The organism is Robertmurraya sp. FSL W8-0741 (assembly GCF_038004005.1).
GTDB lineage: Bacteria > Bacillota > Bacilli > Bacillales > Cytobacillaceae > Robertmurraya > Robertmurraya siralis.
Genome location: NZ_JBBOQG010000001.1, coordinates 1,083,493 through 1,104,561, shown reverse-complemented (window position 1 = coordinate 1,104,561; position 21,069 = coordinate 1,083,493). Strand labels below are relative to the sequence as shown.

The window sequence follows — 21,069 nt, the reverse complement described above, 5'->3', positions numbered from 1 at the left end:
ACCATCCTTTCCTTATTTAAACTGTTTTAAGTTCCGCTGCCACATTAGGAATCAGGTTTGTATAGTTCCTTTAAGATATTCAGAGCTTTCTTTTGACGGCTTTCATTCTGCTCTGACATAAGTAATACCGTTTCCCTAATCACTTCATTCTTGAAGACCTGTTGCAGCTCCTCATCAAATAAAGCGGATACATTAACCTCTAACGCCTCAGCTATTTTCTCTAGCGTATGTAATTGCACATTCGTTTCTCCACGTTCCAAACGACCTACATAACTTCCTGTTGAATCGATTGCTTCCGCTAATTGCTCTTGTGTCATTTTACGTAGCTTTCTCAACTCACGTATCCTGAAACCAAGTGACTTTGCAGTTGATACATCATTATTATACATAATAAAACACCTTCACTTTAACCAAATTTTAGACAATCATGAGAAGTCTGTGCAGGCATTTTTAGTGACAATATTACTATTTCTGTTCTTGTAAGGACTATTTTTGTATTATAATAAAAAGAAAAGGAAAAAATCATTAGATCTTGTCAAGTTTATCACAGCACTTATTGGAATTTTCCTTTTACACGTGGTTAGAACATGTTATTACCAAGAAAGGAACATAGCAAACATGGATCAGAAAAAATTACTGGAAGAATTTGAAATGCTTAGAAAAGAAATGAATAAGCTGGGAAAGATATTTGGATTAGATAACAAAAAAGTACTGGAATTAAGCAGGAAAATAGATAAGATACATAATGAATTATCCAAAATTCAAAAGAATAAATAACCATTTTAGGAAGTCCGTAGGACGTTTAAAGGAAAACGATCTTTTGGCTAATGTATCCATTCAAGTCGTTTTTTAAAACAAGAGATTACTATCAGGGGATCAATATGCAGAATCCTCTGATTTTTTGGTAATCCCTTTTTTAATATCTTTTAAGAATCATTGTCAGCAACACTACAAATTTGACAATGAAAAGCTAAAAAACTGTCATGGATCAGGGAACATAATCAGATTTATTTAGCCATGATTAGTTTTTAATTGACTTTATTAATGAAAAAGAGATTCAATATAAAGGTACCCTGTTTGTGTTTAAGAAATTTTAAAAAACGTATAAGGCACCTTTGACGAACTTTCTCGTAATCACATAAACAGGTATTTAAGAAAAATATTGAAACTTAAAGAATAAAGGAGGAATGAAAAAGATAGTAAAATTAAAATTTGGGAGTTTTATTAGAATATGGTTAAAGGGACGTCTCCAATCACTGCCCTTTTTTCTTTTTAATTTTACTACACTAACGGTAAACGGAAATTTAAAATATGAAATAATGGTATGCTTCCAATATTTTGCCCTTTTAATGAAACGTCATTGTTTCAAAGCAACAAAGTATTCTTTGACTACCATTACAGTAATAATAAATCTAAGTGATCTCCTTTCTAATAGTTCAGCCTTGTGATTCTCTCTAACCTATGCAAATGAAGGAGGATTTTCTCTGTTTAGAGTATATATATGCTTTTTTCCTAAGTTATAATATTGTGTAAAGGAGGTAGTCCTCATTGGAAGCTCTGATTTTACAAATGATGGAGGCTTTTAAGGATCTATCATATTTTGGCATAATGCTTGCGTTAACATTTGAATTTGTCCCAGCTGAACTTGTTCTACCGTTAGCTGGTTATTGGGTATATGAAGGAGAAATGAATTTATTTGGAGCGATTTTTGCAGGTTCAATCGGTGGAGTACTTGGTCCGCTTACTTTATATGCATTAGGTCGTTACGGTGGCCGAGTGGCCATATTAAAATTTGGAAAATATTTCTTCATAAAAGATGAGCATATGGATAAATCAGATCAATTTTTCGAAAAATATGGTGGGAGTGTTGCCTTTTTAGGGCGATTTGTTCCAGGTGTTCGAACAGCTATTTCAATTCCGTGTGGAATAGCGAAAATGAACGTGTGGAAATTTATTTTTTATACGTACTTAGCCATGCTCCCAGTTACAGCGATTTATGTTTATTTAGGCTACAGTCTTGGACCTCAATGGGAAAAGGCTGGTGAATTATTTGGACAATATGCCAACTATTTGTTAATACCAATTGCACTGTTCATCATATGGCTAATTGTAAAAAGAAGAAAAGTTAAAGCACAATAACTTATAGCTAGTCAGCGGACGAATACAAAGTGTAAAAGTGGCTTTAGCCCATATTTCAAGGGACTAAAGCCGTTTAGTTTCTTTTGATGTCTCCTCTGCAGCTCCTGAAAATTCTTTAAATGGCCCGTTCTTGTTTAAACATGTTTCTTAACTCTCAAGCCCAATCATCATTTTGATTAGCTGTTATGATTGAGCACATAAAAGCTCCCTCGAAGGCAAAACAGATTTTTATTTTTAATCTGTCTTCCTCGAAGGGAGCGATCAAATTGAGTCAGTCTCTTTTCCTGAATTCTCACTTCTTATCGTTAATCGTTAACTTGTTGTTGCCAACATTTCATTTCCATCTAATTCATCCCTTATTTCCCCAACAATTTCAGATAAAATGTCTTCCATCGTAACAAGACCAACACAAACACCCTTTTCATCCGTCACAATAGCCATGTGTGTACGGGTTTGCTGCATCTTGAGAAAAACATCCTTAATTGAAATTGATTGCTTGAACCGTGGAATCTCGTGGATGAAATCATCAATCTTACCATTCCTTCCAGCAGCAATACTTGTAAGCATTTCCTTCGTATTGATAAATCCTATAAAATCGTCTGCTTGATTACTCAGATCATTTATTGGATAACGTGTGTAATCATACTTATCAATCACTTCAATCATATCATCTACGGATTGATGCTTTTCAAGCGTAATCATATCAGCCTTGGGAATCATAATATCCTTTAGCTGTCTTTCATCAAATGCGAAAATATTCTTTAAATACGCAAGCTCTGTTTGATTGATTTCTCCACCTTCATAACTCTGAGCAACAATCAGCTTCAACTCTTCCTCAGAATGAACCGAATCGTGACCGGATGGCTTCACACCAAATAATTTAAGAAGCTGTCTGGCAGATCCGTTTAGGAGCCGAATGACCGGTCCCATAACTAAGCCAAACCAATAAAGCGGCGGCGCCAATAATAACGTCATTTTTTCTGCGTATTGGATAGCTAATGTTTTCGGTGCAAGCTCACCAATAACAACGTGCAGAAGTGAAACTATAGACAATGCAATGAAATATGAAAGCATCGTAGCAACTGCTGTTGGGACTTGAAACTCTTCAAACAAAGGCTGTAATATTTTTTGTACAGTTGGTTCACCTAAAGCACCCAATACAAGAGCTGTAATGGTAATTCCCAACTGACAAGCAGATAAATAATAATCCAGTTCCTTTGCTACTTTCTTTGCTAACTTTGCCTTCTTATTTCCTTCAGCGATCAATTGATCGATTCTAGACATTCTAACCTTTAAAATGGCGAATTCCGCTCCAACAAAGAATGCTGTTAGCAGGATGAATAGTGCAATCAAAAATAAATTTAACATTATCAATTCGTCCAATTATTTCCCTCTCCCCGAGGGATTCACCTCCAAGATGTTTCCGTTAATGGTAGAGAAGCTTTCTTCTCTTCAGCTAATTCTTGCTCATTATTCAGATGAAAAATAACCTGTCTTATTTGATAGTTATCCACTTGATCGACTGTCCAAACATTGCGGCCATGTACGATTTCATCACCTTTTTCTACAACATCGAGATTTTTCAACTGAATCCAGCCGGCAATTGTATCAAGATCTTCGCTATCTTCAAATTCCAAACCGAACTTTTCTTCAAGCTCAGAAAGGAGTACACGGCCATTGATGATATACTTATTCTCGCCAGCCGAACGAATATCTGCTACCTCATCTCCATCAAATTCATCCCGTATTTCACCGACAAGCTCTTCCAAAACATCCTCAAGTGTTATAACACCAGCTGTTCCACCATATTCATCCATGACAACAGTCATATGAACCTGGGCCTGTTGCATTTTTAAAAAGATGTCCTGAATACTTGTTGCCTCAACCACATGTGGTACATCAAGGATAAATTCTTCAAGCTTACTTTTTCTACCAGCAACGATATGACTCAACATTTTCTTAGCATTGACAATTCCAATAATCCGATCCTTATCGCCATTTTCAACAACTGGGTAACGTGTATAGTTATGTTCATCCAGAATTTTAATAATTTCTTCATAGCTCATATCTTTATCAATCGTAACAAGATCTGTTCTCGGTACCATAATATCTTTTGCAACACGCTCATCAAAAGAGAAAACATTTTCTATATAATTCAGCTCGGTCTGGTCAATTTCCCCACCCTGGAAGCTTTGAGCCATAATAATTTTAAGTTCTTCTTCCGAATAAGCCTGCTCATGTGCTGCTGCCGGAACACCAACCATGCGTAGGAGTACTCGAGATGTACCATTCAAAATTTGGATAAACGGATACATAATCTTTCCAAACCAATATAGTGGACCCGCTAGAAGCAGCGTTGCTTTCTCAGAAAACTCAATCGCAAGTGTTTTTGGTGCCATTTCTCCTATTACGACGTGAAGATATGTGACTACAGCCAGTGATACCCCATATGAAATGACTGAAGCAATTCCATCAGATACATTTAACCAATCAAACACAGGATACATCAATTGTTTCACAAAGGGCTTACTAAAAGCACCAAGTCCTAATGCCGTAACCGTAATCCCCAGCTGACAGGCAGATAAATAATAATCAAGATCCGTAACAACCTTCTTTGCTACTACAGCTTTCTTGTTCCCTTCTGCTATCAATTGATCAATCCTTGACATTCGGATTTTCACAACGGCAAATTCAACAGCAACAAAGAATGCCGTCAACGCAAGTAAAATTATCAATAAAAAAATGTTTGAAATCGTGTATATGTCCAATTATTTCCCTCTCCCTGAGGGATTCACCTCCAAAAATAGTAAAACAGTCTCAATTGTTTTATGGCATCAAATCATTACCTCTTGATGAAGATAAAAACAGAACGTTCCATCTAACTATATTAACGATGGTTCTAGCTTAGAAATAAAAGCAATGTTTGAATTAGAGACAAGCTCTCGCGAGAAATTTTCTCTTTAATTTCCCCACATTTTTTTTGATCTGTTTTTTCAAGATGAGTAAGAATGCCCGAAACTTCCTTTTCCAAATCCGTCATTTTCGATCTTAACTCTAATACATCAACCTCTTGTGAGCGAGTCTCAATAATTTCTTGCTTAATTTCCTCTAAAGATAACCCTTCTTTTTTTCGCTTTTCAATAAAATGAACTCGATCAATAGATGAGTGGTTATAATATCGATAATTAGAAGGAGAACGTTCCGCTTCCAATAATCCAAGATGTGTATAATAATCAATTGTCCTCTTTGTAACATTTGTTCTTTCAGCTAATTCACCAATTTTTAATTTTTCAGCCCCAAAATAATTCCTCCTAAACTAAAACGTTATAGTTTTATTATATGAAATATAATCTTCATTAACAAGATTTTTCACTCTGATTCCATTTTTTGTTGTATTCCGTTACAGGAGCAGTATTTTTCAGATTGAAATTGCGCCGAAAACCGCAGCATGCTTTTTTAGTTATTTAATTTTTAGGCTCTGTTATATATCGGTGTTGATTTTTGGCTCATTTTCTCTTTGATTCCATGCAATGAGCCCAAAATCATTTTAACAACAATTCTATTTCACAAAGCCCATTTTTAAAAACAAGCGCAAGAAAAATGATCCTTCATGATTGAAGGATCCACGCATAATACCTCACAATATTACTTCTCACAAATCAGCTAATTATTATTGTTACGAATCAACATCTTTCTATTCGTTACAAGTGGAGGTTGTTCCATCCATTGCCTCTCGACGACAATATCAAATGTTTCTTTGGCGTAAAGCATTACCTCCGCAATGATTTTGCTATATTGGGCTGTAAGGTCTGTTCTCATTGTTACTGACATTGCATGTGAGATTAAGCTAATATCTACTGAATTCAAAATATTAATCATTGAAAAAATGAGTTTGTCTGAGAACGGTGACAAAGTGGAATCTGTTACTTCCATACTTACTGTCACCGTTCCAAGAAGCTCTTCTTGCATCAGTAACTTATTGAAAAGTGAGATCTGTTTTTCACTAACATCTTTGCCTTTAAGAATATGTTTTTTTAAATTTTTGTCTTTTACTACTTGAGCAAATCCAAGCATGATTAGGACGGAAAAGTAATTACGTTCGATATTAAAGAAAATTTCAGATAGTTCTATTGCATTTAGAGGGCGTTTATCTCCAATAATCCCCGAAAGAAAGGACTCCTTTTTCACAAACTCAATTTCTTTCGGATAGTTCATTTTAGGTGGACGATCATAAATACCTTTTGACAGCATCATCTTAACCGCTCTCCCAAACAGTTCAGTCGAAGTATGTATACATTCGGTAAAAAAATCAAGGACATCGAGACGCACGTTGTTTGAAGCAGTAAAACTAAAATTAATCATTCCTAACCGATTCATCATATAAACATAGCTTAAGGCAAATATGTCATGAAATAATGGAGGTGCAGCCAAATTTAAATCTCCCTCTGAAAAAGCGGAAGGTACAGGGAAATTTTCTACAAGGAAGATTTCTTTTATTTTTTCTAATCGAGTTTGTGAAATTTGCAGTGATTCTTTTACGAGTGGAATGATTTCTTTATCTTGTAGGTGATGCAAAAAATATGTAAGAAAACAAGAACTCATGCTTTCTTGAAAATAAACGCCCCAGAGACCACCAATCTCCGTACAAGATAACTCAATATTTGCTTGTTTTTTTTCCGAGTTCAAGTACAACCCTCCTAAATATTTTTTAGGTTAGTATTACTTAAAAGTTGAAGAATAATTCTCCACCAAAAAAAGATTTCCTAAAAAACCGTTTCGTTCAATCATAATCCCCTCCCACCGCTTCATAACCAAATCCTTTAAAAAGGATAAATCTGAGACTAAAAGCAGATACTACCTTCATAAAAAATTATTGGAGGAACAGCATGGAAAATTTCCAAAATACAAACAAGTCAAGGCGCTATAAGGCTTATGTAAGTATTTTTGGAACAACACAGATTCATTTAAGGAACCCTTGGACTATAGCCATGTGGTCCATTGCATTCCCTGGATTTGGACACTTTCTCTTAAATAAGTATTTTAGAGCTTTTTCTTTATTTATATGGGAAATCTATATCAACCAGGCAACAAGGCTAAATCAAGCCATGGTTTATTCATTCACAGGTAACTTTGATGCAGCAAAAGAAGTATTGGATTTAAAAATGGTTCTAATGTATATACCTGTGTATCTTTTTGCAATCTGGACAGTTACCGCACCACTGTGGATTTGAATAATATTTATACCCTTGCCAAAAGAGAGGATGCTCGGTTTAATTCATTTTCAATAGGAGCCTTTGAAATTAACTATCTGGATAAAAGGAATCCTATAATGGCGCTCCTTTGGTCAATGACTATTCCCAGCGTGGGTCAACTTTACGCACACAGAATTATCCTCGCTGGTTTTACACTTATTTGGACTGCTGTTTTTATGTATTACTCGCATTTCCTCGAAGCACTTATTTACTTACTAAATGGAAATCTTGATAAGTCAAATGCGGTTCTCGATGCTCAATGGCTTTTATATTTACCTTCTTTCTATTTTTTTACGATTTTTGATTCTTATGTAAGCACTGTCGAAAACAATAAATTATTTGAATATGAGCAAAGGAAATATTTAAGAAGTCATTATCAAAAATATAGATTTAGTTTACAGAAAGGAAGCAGGGTGAATAACGTGCTCATTTTTGCCACTTTTGAACATTCAACCTATCTTGAGCTGGCAATGACAGAATTGGAGGAATACGGAATCACAAACATTTTAGCTGTTCCTTTAAACAATAGAACAGAGGAGCGCAGGATATTTGACAGCATTCATCATTCTGACGGAGTTTCTCTCATCTCAAAAGGAATGATACTGGCTTTTCTCTTTTCAACAGTAGGCGCCAGCAAAGGGTTTGAACTCGAATGGGGACCCATTATTTGGGGGTTAATCGGAGCAGGAAGCGGATTCTTGATAGGTTTCATCATTGATTTATTTATGAAAAAAATTTCTCAACGGAAACAGTTTTTATTAAAACGGAAAAATTCAGAAGTTGTTCTCATTGTTGAATGCGACCACCTTCAGAAAGAATGTGTAGAAAGCACTCTCTGGAAGCAATTCGCCCTCGGAGTAGCAGAGGTAAACCAAATTTAAATACCATCCACCAGTAACTATTCAAAGGTGAAAGTGACATAGCGATTATTGTATTGCTGACAGTGAATCTAGTCCTAATGGTTGAAATTTTTAAAAATGATCTCTCTCTGCTAACAAGTGCCCTTCTTTTTACCAGAAATTTTGTTTTTAAGCTTGTGACAGATAATATTACCATGGCACTCTCTTCTGGGGAAACTGTTACAATGGAAGATTAAGCACTTTCAAATGACATAATTTCATAACATCATATATCAAGGTTCCCCTAATATTAGGTTAAAACAAAATAAAAATTGCTCATTTTCAGTTTCTTTTCAGCAAACTTCAATTTGCTTTAAAATTAACCTTGGAGCGACTTTTCCCGTACGGGATACAAAGCGGTGTCCCTACAATAGGATCAACTGTAACCACACACTGCATATCAAAAACGTGTTGAACAAGTTTAGCATTCACAATATCATTAGGTTTTCCCTGTGCAATAATCTGTTGATTACGTATCGCCACCAGGTTATGCGCATAGCGACAAGCCAAGTTAATATCATGTAATACCATCACGATCGTTCTTTTCTCTTTCTCATTCAAGTCGTACAAAAGGTCGAGGATATCAATTTGATGCGCCATATCTAAATAAGTTGTTGGTTCATCCAGCAATATAATATCAGTGTTTTGTGCCAATGTCATGGCAATCCATGCCCTTTGTCTTTGTCCCCCTGATAACTCGTCAATGGCCTTATCCTTAAATTCGATTAAAGAAGTTGAAGCAAGAGCATTCATTACATGCCATTCATCTTCTTTTGTCCATTGCTTCACCCAATTTTGATATGGATACCTCCCTTGTTTTACTAACTGCAAAACGGAAAGTCCTTCTGGAGAATCTGGTGCCTGTGGCAGTATTGATAATTTTTTAGCCACTTCCTTTGTTGGTAACTTTGCAATGTTTTTACCGTCAAGCAATACCATTCCTTCTTCAGGCTTCAAAAGACGGGCAATGGAACGCAGGAGCGTAGATTTCCCACACCCATTGCCACCAATAAATATTGTAATTTCACCTTTCGGAATCGTTAAGTTTAACTCTTTAATAATAATTGTATCACCGTATGAAAGAGTAAGCTTTTCCGTCTGCAAAATACTTGTCATCATTACTTCCTCCAGCAATTAACTATTTTTAGTTTTCATTAGAAGGTATATAAAATAGGGAGCACCTAAAGTGGCCGTAAATACACCTGCTGGTACGACAGATGGTAAAAATAATGTTCTACCCATTAAATCCGCTAACATTACGAGAATAGCACCTACTAAAGCTGCAACAGGTAATAATGAACCGAACGAAGAACCGACTAGCTTTCGGGCAATATGAGGTGCCATAAGTCCCACAAATCCAATTCCTCCAGCAAAAGCAACTGCAGTTCCTACTAAACCCGTACTAATAAGGAGAAGTATAAAACGTTGGCGCTGAACCCGACTTCCAACCCCTGTTGCAATATCTTCACCAAGTGATTGAACATTAACATTGCGTGCCGAAATAAATGCTATCATCAACAATACAATTGTCACTGGCAGAAGCACACGAACGTCTGACCAAGTTACACTATTTACACTACCAGTAATCCAAATATTCGCCTGGCTTGCCATATAGACTGGACCTAAAACCATAAATATTGTTGTACCAGCTTGCATCAGAGCGGAAACACCTATTCCGATAAGTATAAGTCGTACAGGGGTTACTCCATCCTTCCATGATAAAAAATAGACAAAAATGGCCACTAACAAAGCTCCTATAAATGCTGCAACGGGCAACCATTTTATACTAACCATTAACGAATAATTTTCATCACTAAAAAGCCATAAAAAAATCATTACTGACATGCCCGCTCCCGCAGTTATTCCAATTGTATCTGGAGCAGCTAAATGATTGCGGATTATTCCTTGGAGAATTCCTCCCGCTACCGCTAATCCCATTCCAACCAACATTGAAGCAAATATTCGTGGTAATCGAAACTGATAGATTACGAGTTGTTCCAGCTCTGTTCCGCTCCCCCAAAACAGGAGATTAACCACTGTTAACGGGTGGATTCTAAGGTCACCCAAACTAGCGCTTACAATGAAAATGCCGAAAGTGAAAATAATTAGAATGACTAACTTTACTATCGTGTTTTTGTCTAATAGTAGGGACACCTGATCCTTACCTAAGCGAACACTTCGATATCCCTTCATCCCTTGTTAAACCCCTTTCTTGCAATATAAATAAAATACGGAGTGCCAAAAAGAGCAGTCATCACTCCTACAGGAACTTCTTGAGGCATTACAATGTATCTAGCACCTATATCAGCAGCTAATAAGAGCACTCCTCCTAATAGGCCTGCAAAAGGGATTAACCAACGATGATCGTTACCTATTAAACGTCGAGCAATGTGCGGAATAACGATTCCAATAAATCCAATTGGCCCTGCAATAGCGACGGATCCACCCGCAAGTAATATCACTATTATCCCTACCGTTAGCTTTAGCAATCCAACTTTTAATCCCAGCCCTTTAGCTATATCATCACCCATAGCAACGACATTCATCATTGGAGCCACAACAAGCGCCATTGTCCAGCCGACCAATAAATAAGGGAATACAGATGTTAAATATTCAAGCTTTCTCCCTTGAATAGATCCGGAAAGCCAAAACAACACTTCATCAAGTGCAGCTTCATTTGTTACCAAAATCCCTTGAGTAAAAGAAGAAAACAACGCTGTAACTGCAGCTCCAGCAAGAGTTATTTTCATTGGGGTTAATCCTTTTCTACCAACTCCGCCTACAAAATAAACCACCATTGCTGCAATAGCTGCACCTAAAAAAGCCACCCAAGTAAAGATGTTAAGGCTTGAAACTTCAAAAAAAGAGAGAACAAAAACTACTGCAAAGCTAGCTCCTGCATTTATTCCTAATATTCCAGGAGATGCTAAAGGATTTTTAGTCAGAGTTTGCATATAAACTCCTGCTATTGCAAGAGAAGCACCTACACAAGCTGCAATTAATGCTCTTGGCAAACGAACCGATTGAATGATTAAATGCTCATTCCTTCCATCAAATGATGTAAAGGCTTCGTAAGCCAATTGAATCGATGTATCTGTATAACCTAAAATAATACTCATCCCAATAAATAAAGCGAGAAAAACGATTGCCACTGCAACTTTACCTAAATTCTTCCATTCAAATATCCCATTCATTTGACTGTCCATCCTAATTATTTATATTGCTAGTTTAGAAGATATTAAAAACTCAGTCAATGATAATGATAATTATTTTCAATGTGTTATTGACTGCAATTCTTCCTTCAAGTAGAATAAAAACAGCCATACTAATTGATAATGATTATCAAATTCATTTATTTTGCACCGGGAGGGAAAGAATTGAAAAGGAAATTCAGGTTATTAGTACCGATTTTTACCATTCTATCACTTTTTTTATTAGCAGGTTGTGGAAATACCAACGAAGAAGCTGCAAATAAACCTGAAGAAGCAACGAAAACAAAAGATACTAGTTATTCAGTAAAACACGCCATGGAAACAACAGAAATACCGGCAACACCAGAACGCGTTGTTATTTTAACAAATGAAGGTACGGAAGCATTATTGGCACTTGGAGTTAAGCCAGTGGGAGCCGTGATGTCATGGGGGCAGGATCCTTGGTACGAACACATCAGTGCCGATATGGAAGGCGTTGAGGTTGTTGGAGATGAAAACGAAGTAAATATTGAAAAAATCGCCAAACTAAAGCCTGATTTAATTATCGGCAATAAAATTCGCCAAGAAGCAATTTATGAGCAATTAAAAGCTATTGCACCAACTGTTTTTTCAGAAGATTTAGCAGGTGATTGGAAAATAAACTTTGAATTATATGCAAAGGCACTAAATTTAGATAAAAAAGGAGAAGAAATATTGGCTCAGTATGATCATAAAGTTGAAAAATTAAAAACTGCGCTTGGTGATAAGGTAAATCAAGAAGTTTCGGTTATACGTTTTAGTTCTCGTCCAACTCGTATTTACTACACGGATTCTTTCTCAGGTGTGATCTTTGAGCAAATTGGCTTTAAACGAGCAGCCCATCAAGCAAAATTATTTACTGAAAACAATAAAATGGGGAACTTTGCCGTAGAGGTAGATAAAGAATTAATCCCTGAAATGGATGCAGATGTTCTATTCTACTTCACTTATGCAGATTCCGTTGCGGTCGAAGAAGAATGGACAAACGATCCGTTATGGAAAAACCTAGAAGTTGTCAAGAAAGGAAATGCCCATAAAGTAAGTGACATTATCTGGAACACAGCTGGCGGTGTACTAGCAGCCAATATCATGTTGGATGACATTGAATATATTTTCTCAACACAATAACAATCAATGTAAGAAAAGCGCACGCACCTTCGGAACAATGAAAGTTCGAATTGTTCCTGCGACGTTAAATTAAAGCCTTTTTCCTTAGTGCTTATCGCTATCCAAAAAAGCCGGGTCAAACCCCCGGTCTTTTTTGGTTCGTAATATCCCGAAATTTGTACGTTCGTAATGGGATCTTTTATAATACTGAAAGTGCATCTAAACAACTACTCCTACAGATAATCGAAGGGAATGACTCCTACGAACTTTGATTCTTACCAGCCAAACGACATGGTTCTTGAACAATATTCCTCACAAAATAAAAAAGTCGTTTTCCGGTCCTAATGGTGAAAGTTTTTGCAGCAATGAGCAATAACATATTTCTTAAAATAACTTATCCATATATCCACGCGGCTCTTCATTCCAGATATCTTCCTCATTTGAGACGAGATCCAATAGCTCATTTAAAGCAGTGATCGCTTTCATACGGGCAATCAACTTTTGATCAATATATTCCAATGAGTGAATAGCCATTTCTTTTGCCCGTTTAAGATGTTGATTTTCTGTTTCAGATAATACTTCTCTAACAATATCCAATGACCACGCGGCACGAGAAACTGTTCGAATAATGAGGATTCGTCTGACATCTGCTGGTGAATACAAGCGATACCCGCTCTCTTGATGACGAATAGGATGAATAAGCTCCTCCAGCTCCCAATGCCGAATGGCTGATGCTGCTATCCCCGCAATTTCTGCTACTTCCCCAATCGTATAATAATCCTTTTTCTTACGACTTCGCTGAAACCATTCAACTTCCTCCACATCGAGCATCTCTACAACTTGTTCTGCTTGATGTCTTTCCTTTTGTAGCAGAGTTTGGACCTCGTTAATTCTCCACAGAACCTGCATAACTTCTCCTTTTTGAATCGACGGCATGATCTCTCGAACGAACTTCATCCCAAAACCAATATTCATCTTTACAATACATTGAAAATAAGCTGCATGGATGTTTGTATACTTTCGATAGCCATTTTCAGCTCTGGGTACTTCTGGAACAAGCCCCCATTCTTCATAATGCTTCAACGTGCTTGTTGACACATTACAAAGCCTCGCTATTTCAATACCCTTCATCCCTATACACCATCCCTTTACTCTTCATTATCCCTAATTCACCCTTAAAGTACAACCTTCAAGAACATGCTAAACTTTTAAAAATCTTCTCCTATCAGAACAATTGCACATTCACTAAAAGTAGGGGGATTGCATCAAAGTTGTATGATGGAAGAGCAGGTCCAAAGCTGATATAGCACCCAGCAGCAACTATGTGTACAACTTCCTTTTTAAAAAGACCTCAATATATGTCGGTGATGATTTTTGGACCTATCAGCAGTGTGAAACCTTGATTTCATACGCAATGAGCCAAAATTCGTGGGAAAGTCCCAAAAGTATTGCGGCTTCTCAAAAAATTCGTTTTTCCTCAAGTTTTCAAAAAGCAGTGCCAAGTTTAACTTTTGGTACACACCGCTCTAGCCTGAAGTTCCCAAAAAAAAGAAAGAGTTCTCCATTAAAGGAATTCTGTGCTAAGCCTGTCCTCATACTGGGTTCATGAGGACAACCTCAGCTTTTAAAAAAAATAGAATAGGAGGATATTTATATGTTAGAGACCATTCGTATTGAAGGAGCACAAGAAAATAATTTAAAAAATATTACTTTGGATATTCCCAGAAATCAACTGGTGGTCATTACTGGACCATCCGGTTCTGGAAAATCAACCCTTGCTTTTGATATATTGGAACGTGAATGTAATCGTCAATTTTTAGAATCAAGTGGGCTATCAACTGATGTATTTGAACGGCCAAAGGTTGAACGAATCAGCGGTCTCTCCCCCTCCATTGCAATTGGTCAACATGTAACCAATCGTAATCCTCGCTCAACAGTTGGAACCGTAACTGATCTCTATTCTTACTTGCGGAAGCTCTTTGAACAGAAAGGTGAGCGTCCATGCTCAGCTTGTGGTAAAACCCTGCCTTCACTACCAATCGGGGCAGATGAGAAAATTATAGTGTGTGAAAACTGTCAGAAAGCCCACAACCGGTTGACACGTGCTGATTTCTCATTCAATAAACCTTCCGGTGCCTGCCCTACTTGTTCGGGATTAGGTGTTGCAAAGGAAATTGACTTAAAACGACTCTTTAATCCAGATAAATCATTAATTAATGAAGGAGTAAGCATTTGGACTGGTTCATGGGGAGAATACAATACAAATGTGGTTACTGCTGGAAGCGAGTACTACGGCTTATCTATTACTGCGGACAAACCTATCAAGGACTTCTCAGAAATAGAGCTGGACTTTCTTTACTATGGTGCTGAGGATGAACGCTTCACACGTCACTTTCCTAATATCAAACCACCAAAAACTGTTGCAAAAGGAAAATTTGCTGGAGTATTAGGTGCTATGTGGCGTTCCTATAAAGAAAATGGAGAAAGTTCACAAGTGGCAGATTTTTTTAAATCCGAAACTTGTCCAGACTGTCACGGTGAACGATTGCTCGAAGAGATTCGTTCCGTTCGTGTAAACAAAAAAAGATTGCCCGAACTTTCACTTCTTCCCTTAAATGAACTTTTACGTTGGGTACAAAACACCAGTGAACTATTTGCTCACGAGGAAGATGAGATTTTAGCCACTGTTCTACATGATTTACATGAACGACTTGCCCGAATTTTACAAGTCGGACTAGGCTATTTAACACTGGATCGGCAAGCCATCACTTTATCAGGGGGAGAAGCACAAAGATTACGCCTTGCCTCAATCTTAGGCTCCGGATTAACCGGTGTACTATATATTTTAGATGAACCAACAGCTGGATTGCACCCCCGCGATACAGATGGATTAATTGCTGTCATGAAAAGTTTACGTGATCTAGGAAACACCGTTCTTGTTATTGAGCACGACGAAACGGTCATGGAAGCAGCGGATCATTTAATTGATATTGGTCCAGGTGCTGGACGACTTGGGGGTGAGATTATAGGGGTTGGAACGACCTCAGATCTTATGAAAAATCCAAACTCCATCACTGGTCGCACTCTTGGAAAAGATATTACCTTACCTTCCAAAGCTCGTAAAGGAAATGGGAAAGCATTAACAATCAACAATGCTACAAAGCACAATTTGAAACGAGTTTCTGTTGACCTGCCTCTTGAAACCCTCACAGCTATAACGGGTGTTTCAGGCTCAGGAAAGTCGACATTAATTTTCGATGTTTTAGCCACTCAAGAAGGGTGTGACAGCATTTCCGGAATGGAAGAAATCGATTCAATTATTAATATTGGACAAAGTCCACTGGTTCGTATGGCACGGTCTAATGTTGCCACTTATCTCGATATCTATACGGATTTGCGCAAGCTCTTTGCCGAGCAAGAGCATGCTAAAAAACTGGGACTCACAGCTAAATTTTTCTCATTCAACACAACTGGGGGACGCTGCGATCGCTGTGAAGGAATGGGGAAAGTGGACGTTGATCTACATTTTCTTTCCAATACACAAGTAACTTGTCCAGAATGTAAAGGCAAACGATTTAAAGAAGAAGTGCTGGAGATAACAGTTAATGGATATACGATCTCAGACTTTTTAGAAATGAATGTGGAAGATGCGCTAAAGCATATAACTGGGAAAAAAGCGCAAACAAGATTAAACTTACTTGTCGATGTTGGCTTGGGATACCTTACTTTGGGACAGCAGCTTACCACCTTATCTGGCGGTGAAGGGCAGCGCCTGAAACTGGCAAAAGAATTAAGCGGTTCTCAAAAAGGACACACACTCTATTTACTAGATGAACCAACGAGCGGGCTCCACACTTCAGATATTACACATCTGCACGAATTGCTAAATCGTCTAGTAGATGCAGGCAATTCAGTGATTATTGTCGAGCACAATATTCCAATGATTTCTTCAAGCGACTATATAATTGACATGGGACCAAACGGTGGAATTGAAGGTGGAGAAGTTATTGCTACTGGAACTCCGAAAGAGTTAAAAGAAAATTCACAATCTGTTACCGGAAAGTATATCTCTATCTAAATAAAAAGATGCAAAACCTGCTAAAAAAACAGGATATCACTTTGGAATTTAACTTGTGATCCCTTAGTTGCTTGAACGCTTAAAGCTTATTCCCATCAATTACTTAAAATGACAATTCAGGAAAAGAGACTGACTCGAGGGCTATTATATAACCTGAGACTGTCTCTTTCCTACTTCCAAACCGCAGGCTATGAGGCATCAGTGCCGCTAAAGGACATCTCTATCACCCTAACTCATTTCCCTTTTTTCACTCCTGTTTCCTTTGCCAGTAATAAATGGCTAACTGTGTTCTATCACGAAATTCTAATTTGTCTAAAATAACAGATAGCATATTTCGGACAGTTCCAACACTCAAAAAAAGCTGTTCAGCTATTTCCTTATTCGAAAATCCCTGAGCTATTAGCTCTACGATATCCGTCTCTCGTTCCGTTAAACCTTCCAAGGCTGCTTTTTCTGGTTCCGTAATTGTTTTTAAAACATCTGCATCCAATAATATTGTGGAGCCTGCTTTTAATGCCCTAATTTGCTGAGCCATGTTTTCAATTGATGCCGATTTTAGCAAGTACCCTGCCGCTCCCGCTTTTAATGCCAATCTAATATTCTTCTCATCCCGAAACGTCGTTAACATCATAATTTGGATAGAAGGCCATTGTTCTTTTATTCTTTTTGTACTTTCAATTCCATTGACAACTGGCATTTGTATATCCATTAAAATAACATCCGGTTGTTCATTTTGGCATAATTCCATCGCTTCTTGTCCATTCACTGCTATATGAATGACTTCCAAATCATGTTCCTTTCCAAGCAGTAACTGTAAGCTTTGACAAACAAGCGGATCGTCATCTACAATTAAAACCTTCATCCATTTAACATCTCCTTATCCAAAGGAATAACACAAACGACTAAAAAGCCATTTTCATGACTGATAGATAAGCTGCCTCCCATGGAGCGGGAGCGCATTTGCAAACTTCTTAACCCACTTCCTGTATGGCTCAGCTTTTTAGCTGTGCCATTATCCTTGATTGATAGACGCACAATCGATTCTGTCACCTGTAAATCCACTTCAACCTTTGTAGCATTACTATGTTTGGCAACATTCGTTAAAGTTTCTTTCACACACGATTCTAACAGACTCCATATATGAGCCGGAACCAAGAGCATATTTCCTGACCTTTTAAACTCAATATCCTTTTGTTGGAAATTCCGCACAACGCTCTCTAAGCTTTCCACACCGATTCGTGTCATTGGTGTCATATTATGGACAGTTTCCCTTAAACTTTTCGTACTACGCTCTAAACGATTTTTAACCTCCTGAAGAATTTTCTTGGCTTCTTCCGGTTCCTGAACATATTGATAAGCTTGTAAGGCGAGTGTTGCACCTGTTAAATCATGTCCTAAGTGATCATGAAGTTCTCTTGCTATCCGATATCTTTCCATTAGTTCCGCCTGATGGGAAACCGATTGATTCGCTTCCAGCAAATCTATTTTTATTCGTTCCAGTTCGTACCGAACCTTACGTTGCTCATCTATGTCTACCCTATACATTTCTTGATTTTTCAAGAAAATAAATGAAAAGACTCCAAAGAAGAATGCCTGGAAAAAAAACCAAAATAAGAAGGATGATGATGCCTGTGCAAAAAATACACCTGCGCATAGGAAAAGAGAAAACAAGCCTTTTCCCTTTAAAGCAAGTTCAAAAATAGGCAATGCGAAACCGTAATAAGCGATATCCGTATATGGAAAATAGAAAAAACAAATAAGAATATCTACTAGTACAAACCAAACTGGCAATGCAAAACGCCAGCGTAGACAAGTCATAAGCAGGAGCAGGAGGATAAGGATAAATGAACTAATCTGTGAGTCGCCTAGCACCCATAAATGAATAAAGGCACCCATCATTAAAAAACGCCAGCTATTTACAAATAGAAGCGGTTCCATTCGCTTTTTCATCCTTATCAACCTCTTTAATTAATTTTTCTTATACTTCCCACAATGACAAATACAATGGTATAAAGCCATAGCACCCCATTAATCAATAAAAAATCGAGGATCTCTTCACTAAAAACAATCCATTTTAAACCTTCAGCCAGCCAATAGGTTGGGAATATAACTGCAATCCGCTTTAATAAATCGGGAAATATCTCGATTGGAATCATTAATCCTCCTAATATCACCACAATAAAAATGAAAGACATATAAACGAGAAAAGCTACATCTTTCTTACGGTAAATTGAAATCCATGCCAAAGCAAGAGCTAGCGAGACAAAACTAAAGGAGATATATAGCAGTAAAAGCCTGTCTGGCTGATAAAGCTCTTTTCCAAGAAGGACACCACCATATACAACAATAATACATTGCAGAATTAGAATTATTGAATAAGCCAGTAAATTTTGACTTAAATACTGAAAATGACTTATTGGAGCTACGGCTAAACGTTTAACCACGCCTTTTTCGCGATCCTCAAGAATAATGGTTGCCAATCGTATGCCGACAAATAAAATTAACAAGCCAAAATACTGATAACCATAAGGAAGAAAAGGCCACTCTTCTCCATTCGGCAAAAAAATACAAGCGATCGGGAAAAGGGTAAGAAAAATTATATTAGTTGTGTTACTGAAACTTCTTTTTAAAGCAAATTTAAAAATGGTCACCCTATTTTCCTCCTCCCTAAAATGAGCATCACCACAAATAAGATGATAATTGCTCCTAAGAGAATATTCGCTTGGAACCAAGCATCACCGATATTAGATTCTCCCATATCGCGAATTGCACCCATCGATAAAGTCAATGGATTTCCATATGACCCTAAAAAATCGAAAAAGCCATTTTCGGGCATCGGGAAAAATAACCCAGCTAAAACTACAAAACCAATCCCATACACTTCACTTAATCGTTCAGCAATTTTGAAATTTTTTACTGAGAACGTGAAAATCAAGCAAACAATGATCGATAAAACCGCCATCAAGGAAATAATATAAATCATCCACAGCCAATTCTGCCATATTACACCTAGAACAAATTGAGAATAAACCATTAGTAGAGCGCCTAATAGAGTGGAAAATAACGCACCACACATCATAATCGAAAAAGCATACATTGTTTGATTAAAAGGTAAAGCATACATTCTTATTTTATTTTCTGTAAATAGATCATTGTAGATAAGGGACATGACAATTGAACCGCCAAACAACTGAAAAACAAGTACCTGAGTCATTGAAGTTTCGTTAATATATGGGACCCCTGATTCTGGGACAGCTCCTGAAAGGATAAAAGAAAATACTGTAAGTAAAATGATGGGAACGACAAGCAGGAGTAATAAAACAATGTAGCTTCTCAACATTCTTAATGCCGTAAATTTCACGGTTGAAAGTACCCGCATTATTCTCCCCCCTTGTCTCTTAAATGCTTTCCAGTTAATGTTAGAAAGACGTCTTCAAGATTAGGTTTATCAGCCTGGATTCCAAGCACCCCTGCATACTCCTTCACAATGGAGATAATCCGGTCTAAATTGCCCGAATGAACAGCTGAAATAACGGTGATTTGGCTTCCAGATACGATAACCTTTTTAACTCCAGCTATCTTCTCTAAGCTATGAATGGGGACACTTTCAGGATCAGTCACATCCATTTTCACTTTTTCTTCGTGCTGTACCGTTTGAATGAGTTCATTTACTGTACCTTCCTTAATAATTTGACCTTGGTCCATAATCACCACTCTAGTAGCAATGGATTGAACTTCCTCCATATAGTGGGTTGTATATAAAATCGTCGTACCACTATCTCTCAATTTTTTTACCGCTTCTAAAATATAATTTCTTGACTGGGGATCAATTCCGACCGTCGGTTCATCCATAATCAATAGTTTTGGTCGATGTGTCAGGGCACAAGCAATATTTAATCTACGCTTCATTCCACCAGAAAACTTTGTTGGCATCTTTCCTCCCTTATCTGCCAAACCAACAAATTCCAATGCCTCTGCTACTCTTTTTTTCTTTTCTTCTCCTTTTAACCCATAAACCCCTGCAAAAAATTGCAAGTTCTCCTTTGCTGTTAATTCTTCAAATACCGTAATTTCCTGCGTAACTAAACCTATTTTTTCCTTATTTTGATTGGAAAACGGATTTTCTGTTTGTCCAAAAAGCTCCACTTTCCCCCGTTCAAAAGCAGTAATTCCGGTTAACGTCTGAATTAATGTTGTTTTTCCCGCTCCGTTCGGACCAAGCAAACCGATAATTTCTCCTTCTTGAATATCTAAATCTATATAATCCAGTACAAGCTGTGATCCATACCTTTTCACAACACCTTGCATAGAAGCAATCATCATATTGTTCATCCTTTCTTAACTTATTACCTCCATTATTCCAA

Annotated in this window: 20 protein-coding genes; 6 read left to right on the top strand and 14 right to left on the bottom strand. The window is 37.3% G+C overall.

Going from position 1 to position 21,069, the window contains the following annotated elements:
* Positions 1-44 precede the first annotated feature (44 nt).
* Positions 45-389, bottom strand: coding sequence for a helix-turn-helix domain-containing protein (locus NST02_RS05290; RefSeq protein WP_095310822.1), 345 nt, complete (start codon positions 387-389; stop codon positions 45-47).
* A gap of 103 nt (positions 390-492) precedes the next feature.
* On the opposite strand from NST02_RS05290, the gene NST02_RS05285 reads away from it, so the two are divergent.
* Together NST02_RS05285 and NST02_RS05280 are read left to right on the top strand one after the other, a co-directional pair.
* Positions 493-777, top strand: a complete 285-nt coding sequence (locus NST02_RS05285) for an aspartyl-phosphate phosphatase Spo0E family protein (protein ID WP_095310824.1) — start codon at positions 493-495, stop codon at positions 775-777.
* Between the two features lie 771 nt (positions 778-1,548).
* Positions 1,549-2,139 (top strand): DedA family protein, encoded by a 591-nt coding sequence (locus NST02_RS05280; RefSeq protein WP_235879479.1) that lies wholly within the window; start codon positions 1,549-1,551, stop codon positions 2,137-2,139.
* Positions 2,140-2,451: 312 nt separating this feature from the next.
* On the opposite strand, the gene NST02_RS05275 is transcribed toward NST02_RS05280, so the two are convergent.
* From NST02_RS05275 to NST02_RS05260, 4 genes are all read right to left on the bottom strand, one after another.
* Complete coding sequence (locus NST02_RS05275) at positions 2,452-3,522, bottom strand: hemolysin family protein (protein WP_095310828.1); 1,071 nt, start codon at positions 3,520-3,522, stop codon at positions 2,452-2,454.
* A gap of 23 nt (positions 3,523-3,545) precedes the next feature.
* A complete protein-coding gene (locus tag NST02_RS05270) occupies positions 3,546-4,907 on the bottom strand; it encodes a hemolysin family protein (RefSeq protein WP_095310830.1) in 1,362 nt (453 codons plus the stop codon).
* Positions 4,908-5,038: 131 nt separating this feature from the next.
* On the bottom strand, positions 5,039-5,377 hold the full coding sequence (locus tag NST02_RS05265) for a MerR family transcriptional regulator (protein WP_340949990.1): 339 nt from the start codon (positions 5,375-5,377) through the stop codon (positions 5,039-5,041).
* A gap of 425 nt (positions 5,378-5,802) precedes the next feature.
* On the bottom strand, positions 5,803-6,825 hold the full coding sequence (locus NST02_RS05260) for a DUF3231 family protein (protein WP_212933686.1): 1,023 nt from the start codon (positions 6,823-6,825) through the stop codon (positions 5,803-5,805).
* A 200-nt stretch (positions 6,826-7,025) separates the two neighbouring features.
* On the opposite strand from NST02_RS05260, the gene NST02_RS05255 reads away from it, so the two are divergent.
* Both NST02_RS05255 and NST02_RS05250 read left to right on the top strand, forming a co-directional pair.
* Positions 7,026-7,370 carry a hypothetical protein gene (locus tag NST02_RS05255; protein ID WP_340948316.1) on the top strand — a complete coding sequence of 115 codons (345 nt, stop codon included), beginning with the start codon at positions 7,026-7,028 and terminating at the stop codon, positions 7,368-7,370.
* 98 nt (positions 7,371-7,468) lie between these two features.
* The gene (locus NST02_RS05250) at positions 7,469-8,272 is read left to right on the top strand and encodes a hypothetical protein (protein WP_340948314.1); all 804 of its coding nucleotides are present in this window, start codon (positions 7,469-7,471) and stop codon (positions 8,270-8,272) included.
* Positions 8,273-8,593: 321 nt separating this feature from the next.
* Here NST02_RS05250 and NST02_RS05245 read toward each other — a convergent pair whose 3' ends face one another.
* From NST02_RS05245 to NST02_RS05235, 3 genes are read right to left on the bottom strand one after another with little or no spacing between them, the layout of a single operon-like run.
* Positions 8,594-9,406, bottom strand: a complete 813-nt coding sequence (locus NST02_RS05245) for an ABC transporter ATP-binding protein (protein WP_212933784.1) — start codon at positions 9,404-9,406, stop codon at positions 8,594-8,596.
* A gap of 18 nt (positions 9,407-9,424) precedes the next feature.
* A complete protein-coding gene (locus NST02_RS05240; RefSeq protein ID WP_212933687.1) occupies positions 9,425-10,483 on the bottom strand; it encodes a FecCD family ABC transporter permease in 1,059 nt (352 codons plus the stop codon).
* Positions 10,480-11,484, bottom strand: coding sequence for a FecCD family ABC transporter permease (locus NST02_RS05235; protein ID WP_212933688.1), 1,005 nt, complete (start codon positions 11,482-11,484; stop codon positions 10,480-10,482). Before NST02_RS05235 ends, NST02_RS05240 begins: the two co-directional genes overlap by 4 nt.
* Before the next feature lie 183 nt (positions 11,485-11,667).
* Here NST02_RS05235 and NST02_RS05230 point away from each other — a divergent pair, with 183 nt between their 5' ends.
* On the top strand, positions 11,668-12,648 hold the full coding sequence (locus tag NST02_RS05230) for an ABC transporter substrate-binding protein (protein ID WP_235879480.1): 981 nt from the start codon (positions 11,668-11,670) through the stop codon (positions 12,646-12,648).
* A gap of 363 nt (positions 12,649-13,011) precedes the next feature.
* Here NST02_RS05230 and NST02_RS05225 read toward each other — a convergent pair whose 3' ends face one another.
* Positions 13,012-13,758, bottom strand: coding sequence for a MerR family DNA-binding transcriptional regulator (locus NST02_RS05225; RefSeq protein WP_340948310.1), 747 nt, complete (start codon positions 13,756-13,758; stop codon positions 13,012-13,014).
* Between the two features lie 523 nt (positions 13,759-14,281).
* Here NST02_RS05225 and uvrA point away from each other — a divergent pair.
* Positions 14,282-16,705 carry an excinuclease ABC subunit UvrA gene (uvrA, locus tag NST02_RS05220; RefSeq protein ID WP_340948307.1) on the top strand — a complete coding sequence of 808 codons (2,424 nt, stop codon included), beginning with the start codon at positions 14,282-14,284 and terminating at the stop codon, positions 16,703-16,705.
* Positions 16,706-16,952: 247 nt separating this feature from the next.
* Here the strand turns inward: uvrA and NST02_RS05215 are convergent, their stop codons facing one another.
* Genes NST02_RS05215 through NST02_RS05195 form a run of 5 tightly spaced genes read right to left on the bottom strand, consistent with a single transcriptional unit; the run spans position 16,953 to position 21,028 of the window.
* The gene (locus NST02_RS05215) at positions 16,953-17,567 is read right to left on the bottom strand and encodes a response regulator transcription factor (protein WP_340948306.1); all 615 of its coding nucleotides are present in this window, start codon (positions 17,565-17,567) and stop codon (positions 16,953-16,955) included.
* Positions 17,564-18,655, bottom strand: a complete 1,092-nt coding sequence (locus NST02_RS05210; protein ID WP_340948304.1) for a sensor histidine kinase — start codon at positions 18,653-18,655, stop codon at positions 17,564-17,566. Before NST02_RS05210 ends, NST02_RS05215 begins: the two co-directional genes overlap by 4 nt.
* Positions 18,656-18,669: 14 nt before the next feature.
* A complete protein-coding gene (locus NST02_RS05205) occupies positions 18,670-19,356 on the bottom strand; it encodes an ABC transporter permease (RefSeq protein WP_340948301.1) in 687 nt (228 codons plus the stop codon).
* Positions 19,353-20,084, bottom strand: a complete 732-nt coding sequence (locus NST02_RS05200) for a multidrug ABC transporter permease (protein WP_340948299.1) — start codon at positions 20,082-20,084, stop codon at positions 19,353-19,355. The genes NST02_RS05205 and NST02_RS05200 overlap by 4 nt, the downstream gene beginning before the upstream one ends.
* Positions 20,084-21,028 carry an ABC transporter ATP-binding protein gene (locus NST02_RS05195; protein WP_137743928.1) on the bottom strand — a complete coding sequence of 315 codons (945 nt, stop codon included), beginning with the start codon at positions 21,026-21,028 and terminating at the stop codon, positions 20,084-20,086. The genes NST02_RS05200 and NST02_RS05195 overlap by 1 nt, the downstream gene beginning before the upstream one ends.
* Between the last annotated feature and the right edge of the window lie 41 nt (positions 21,029-21,069).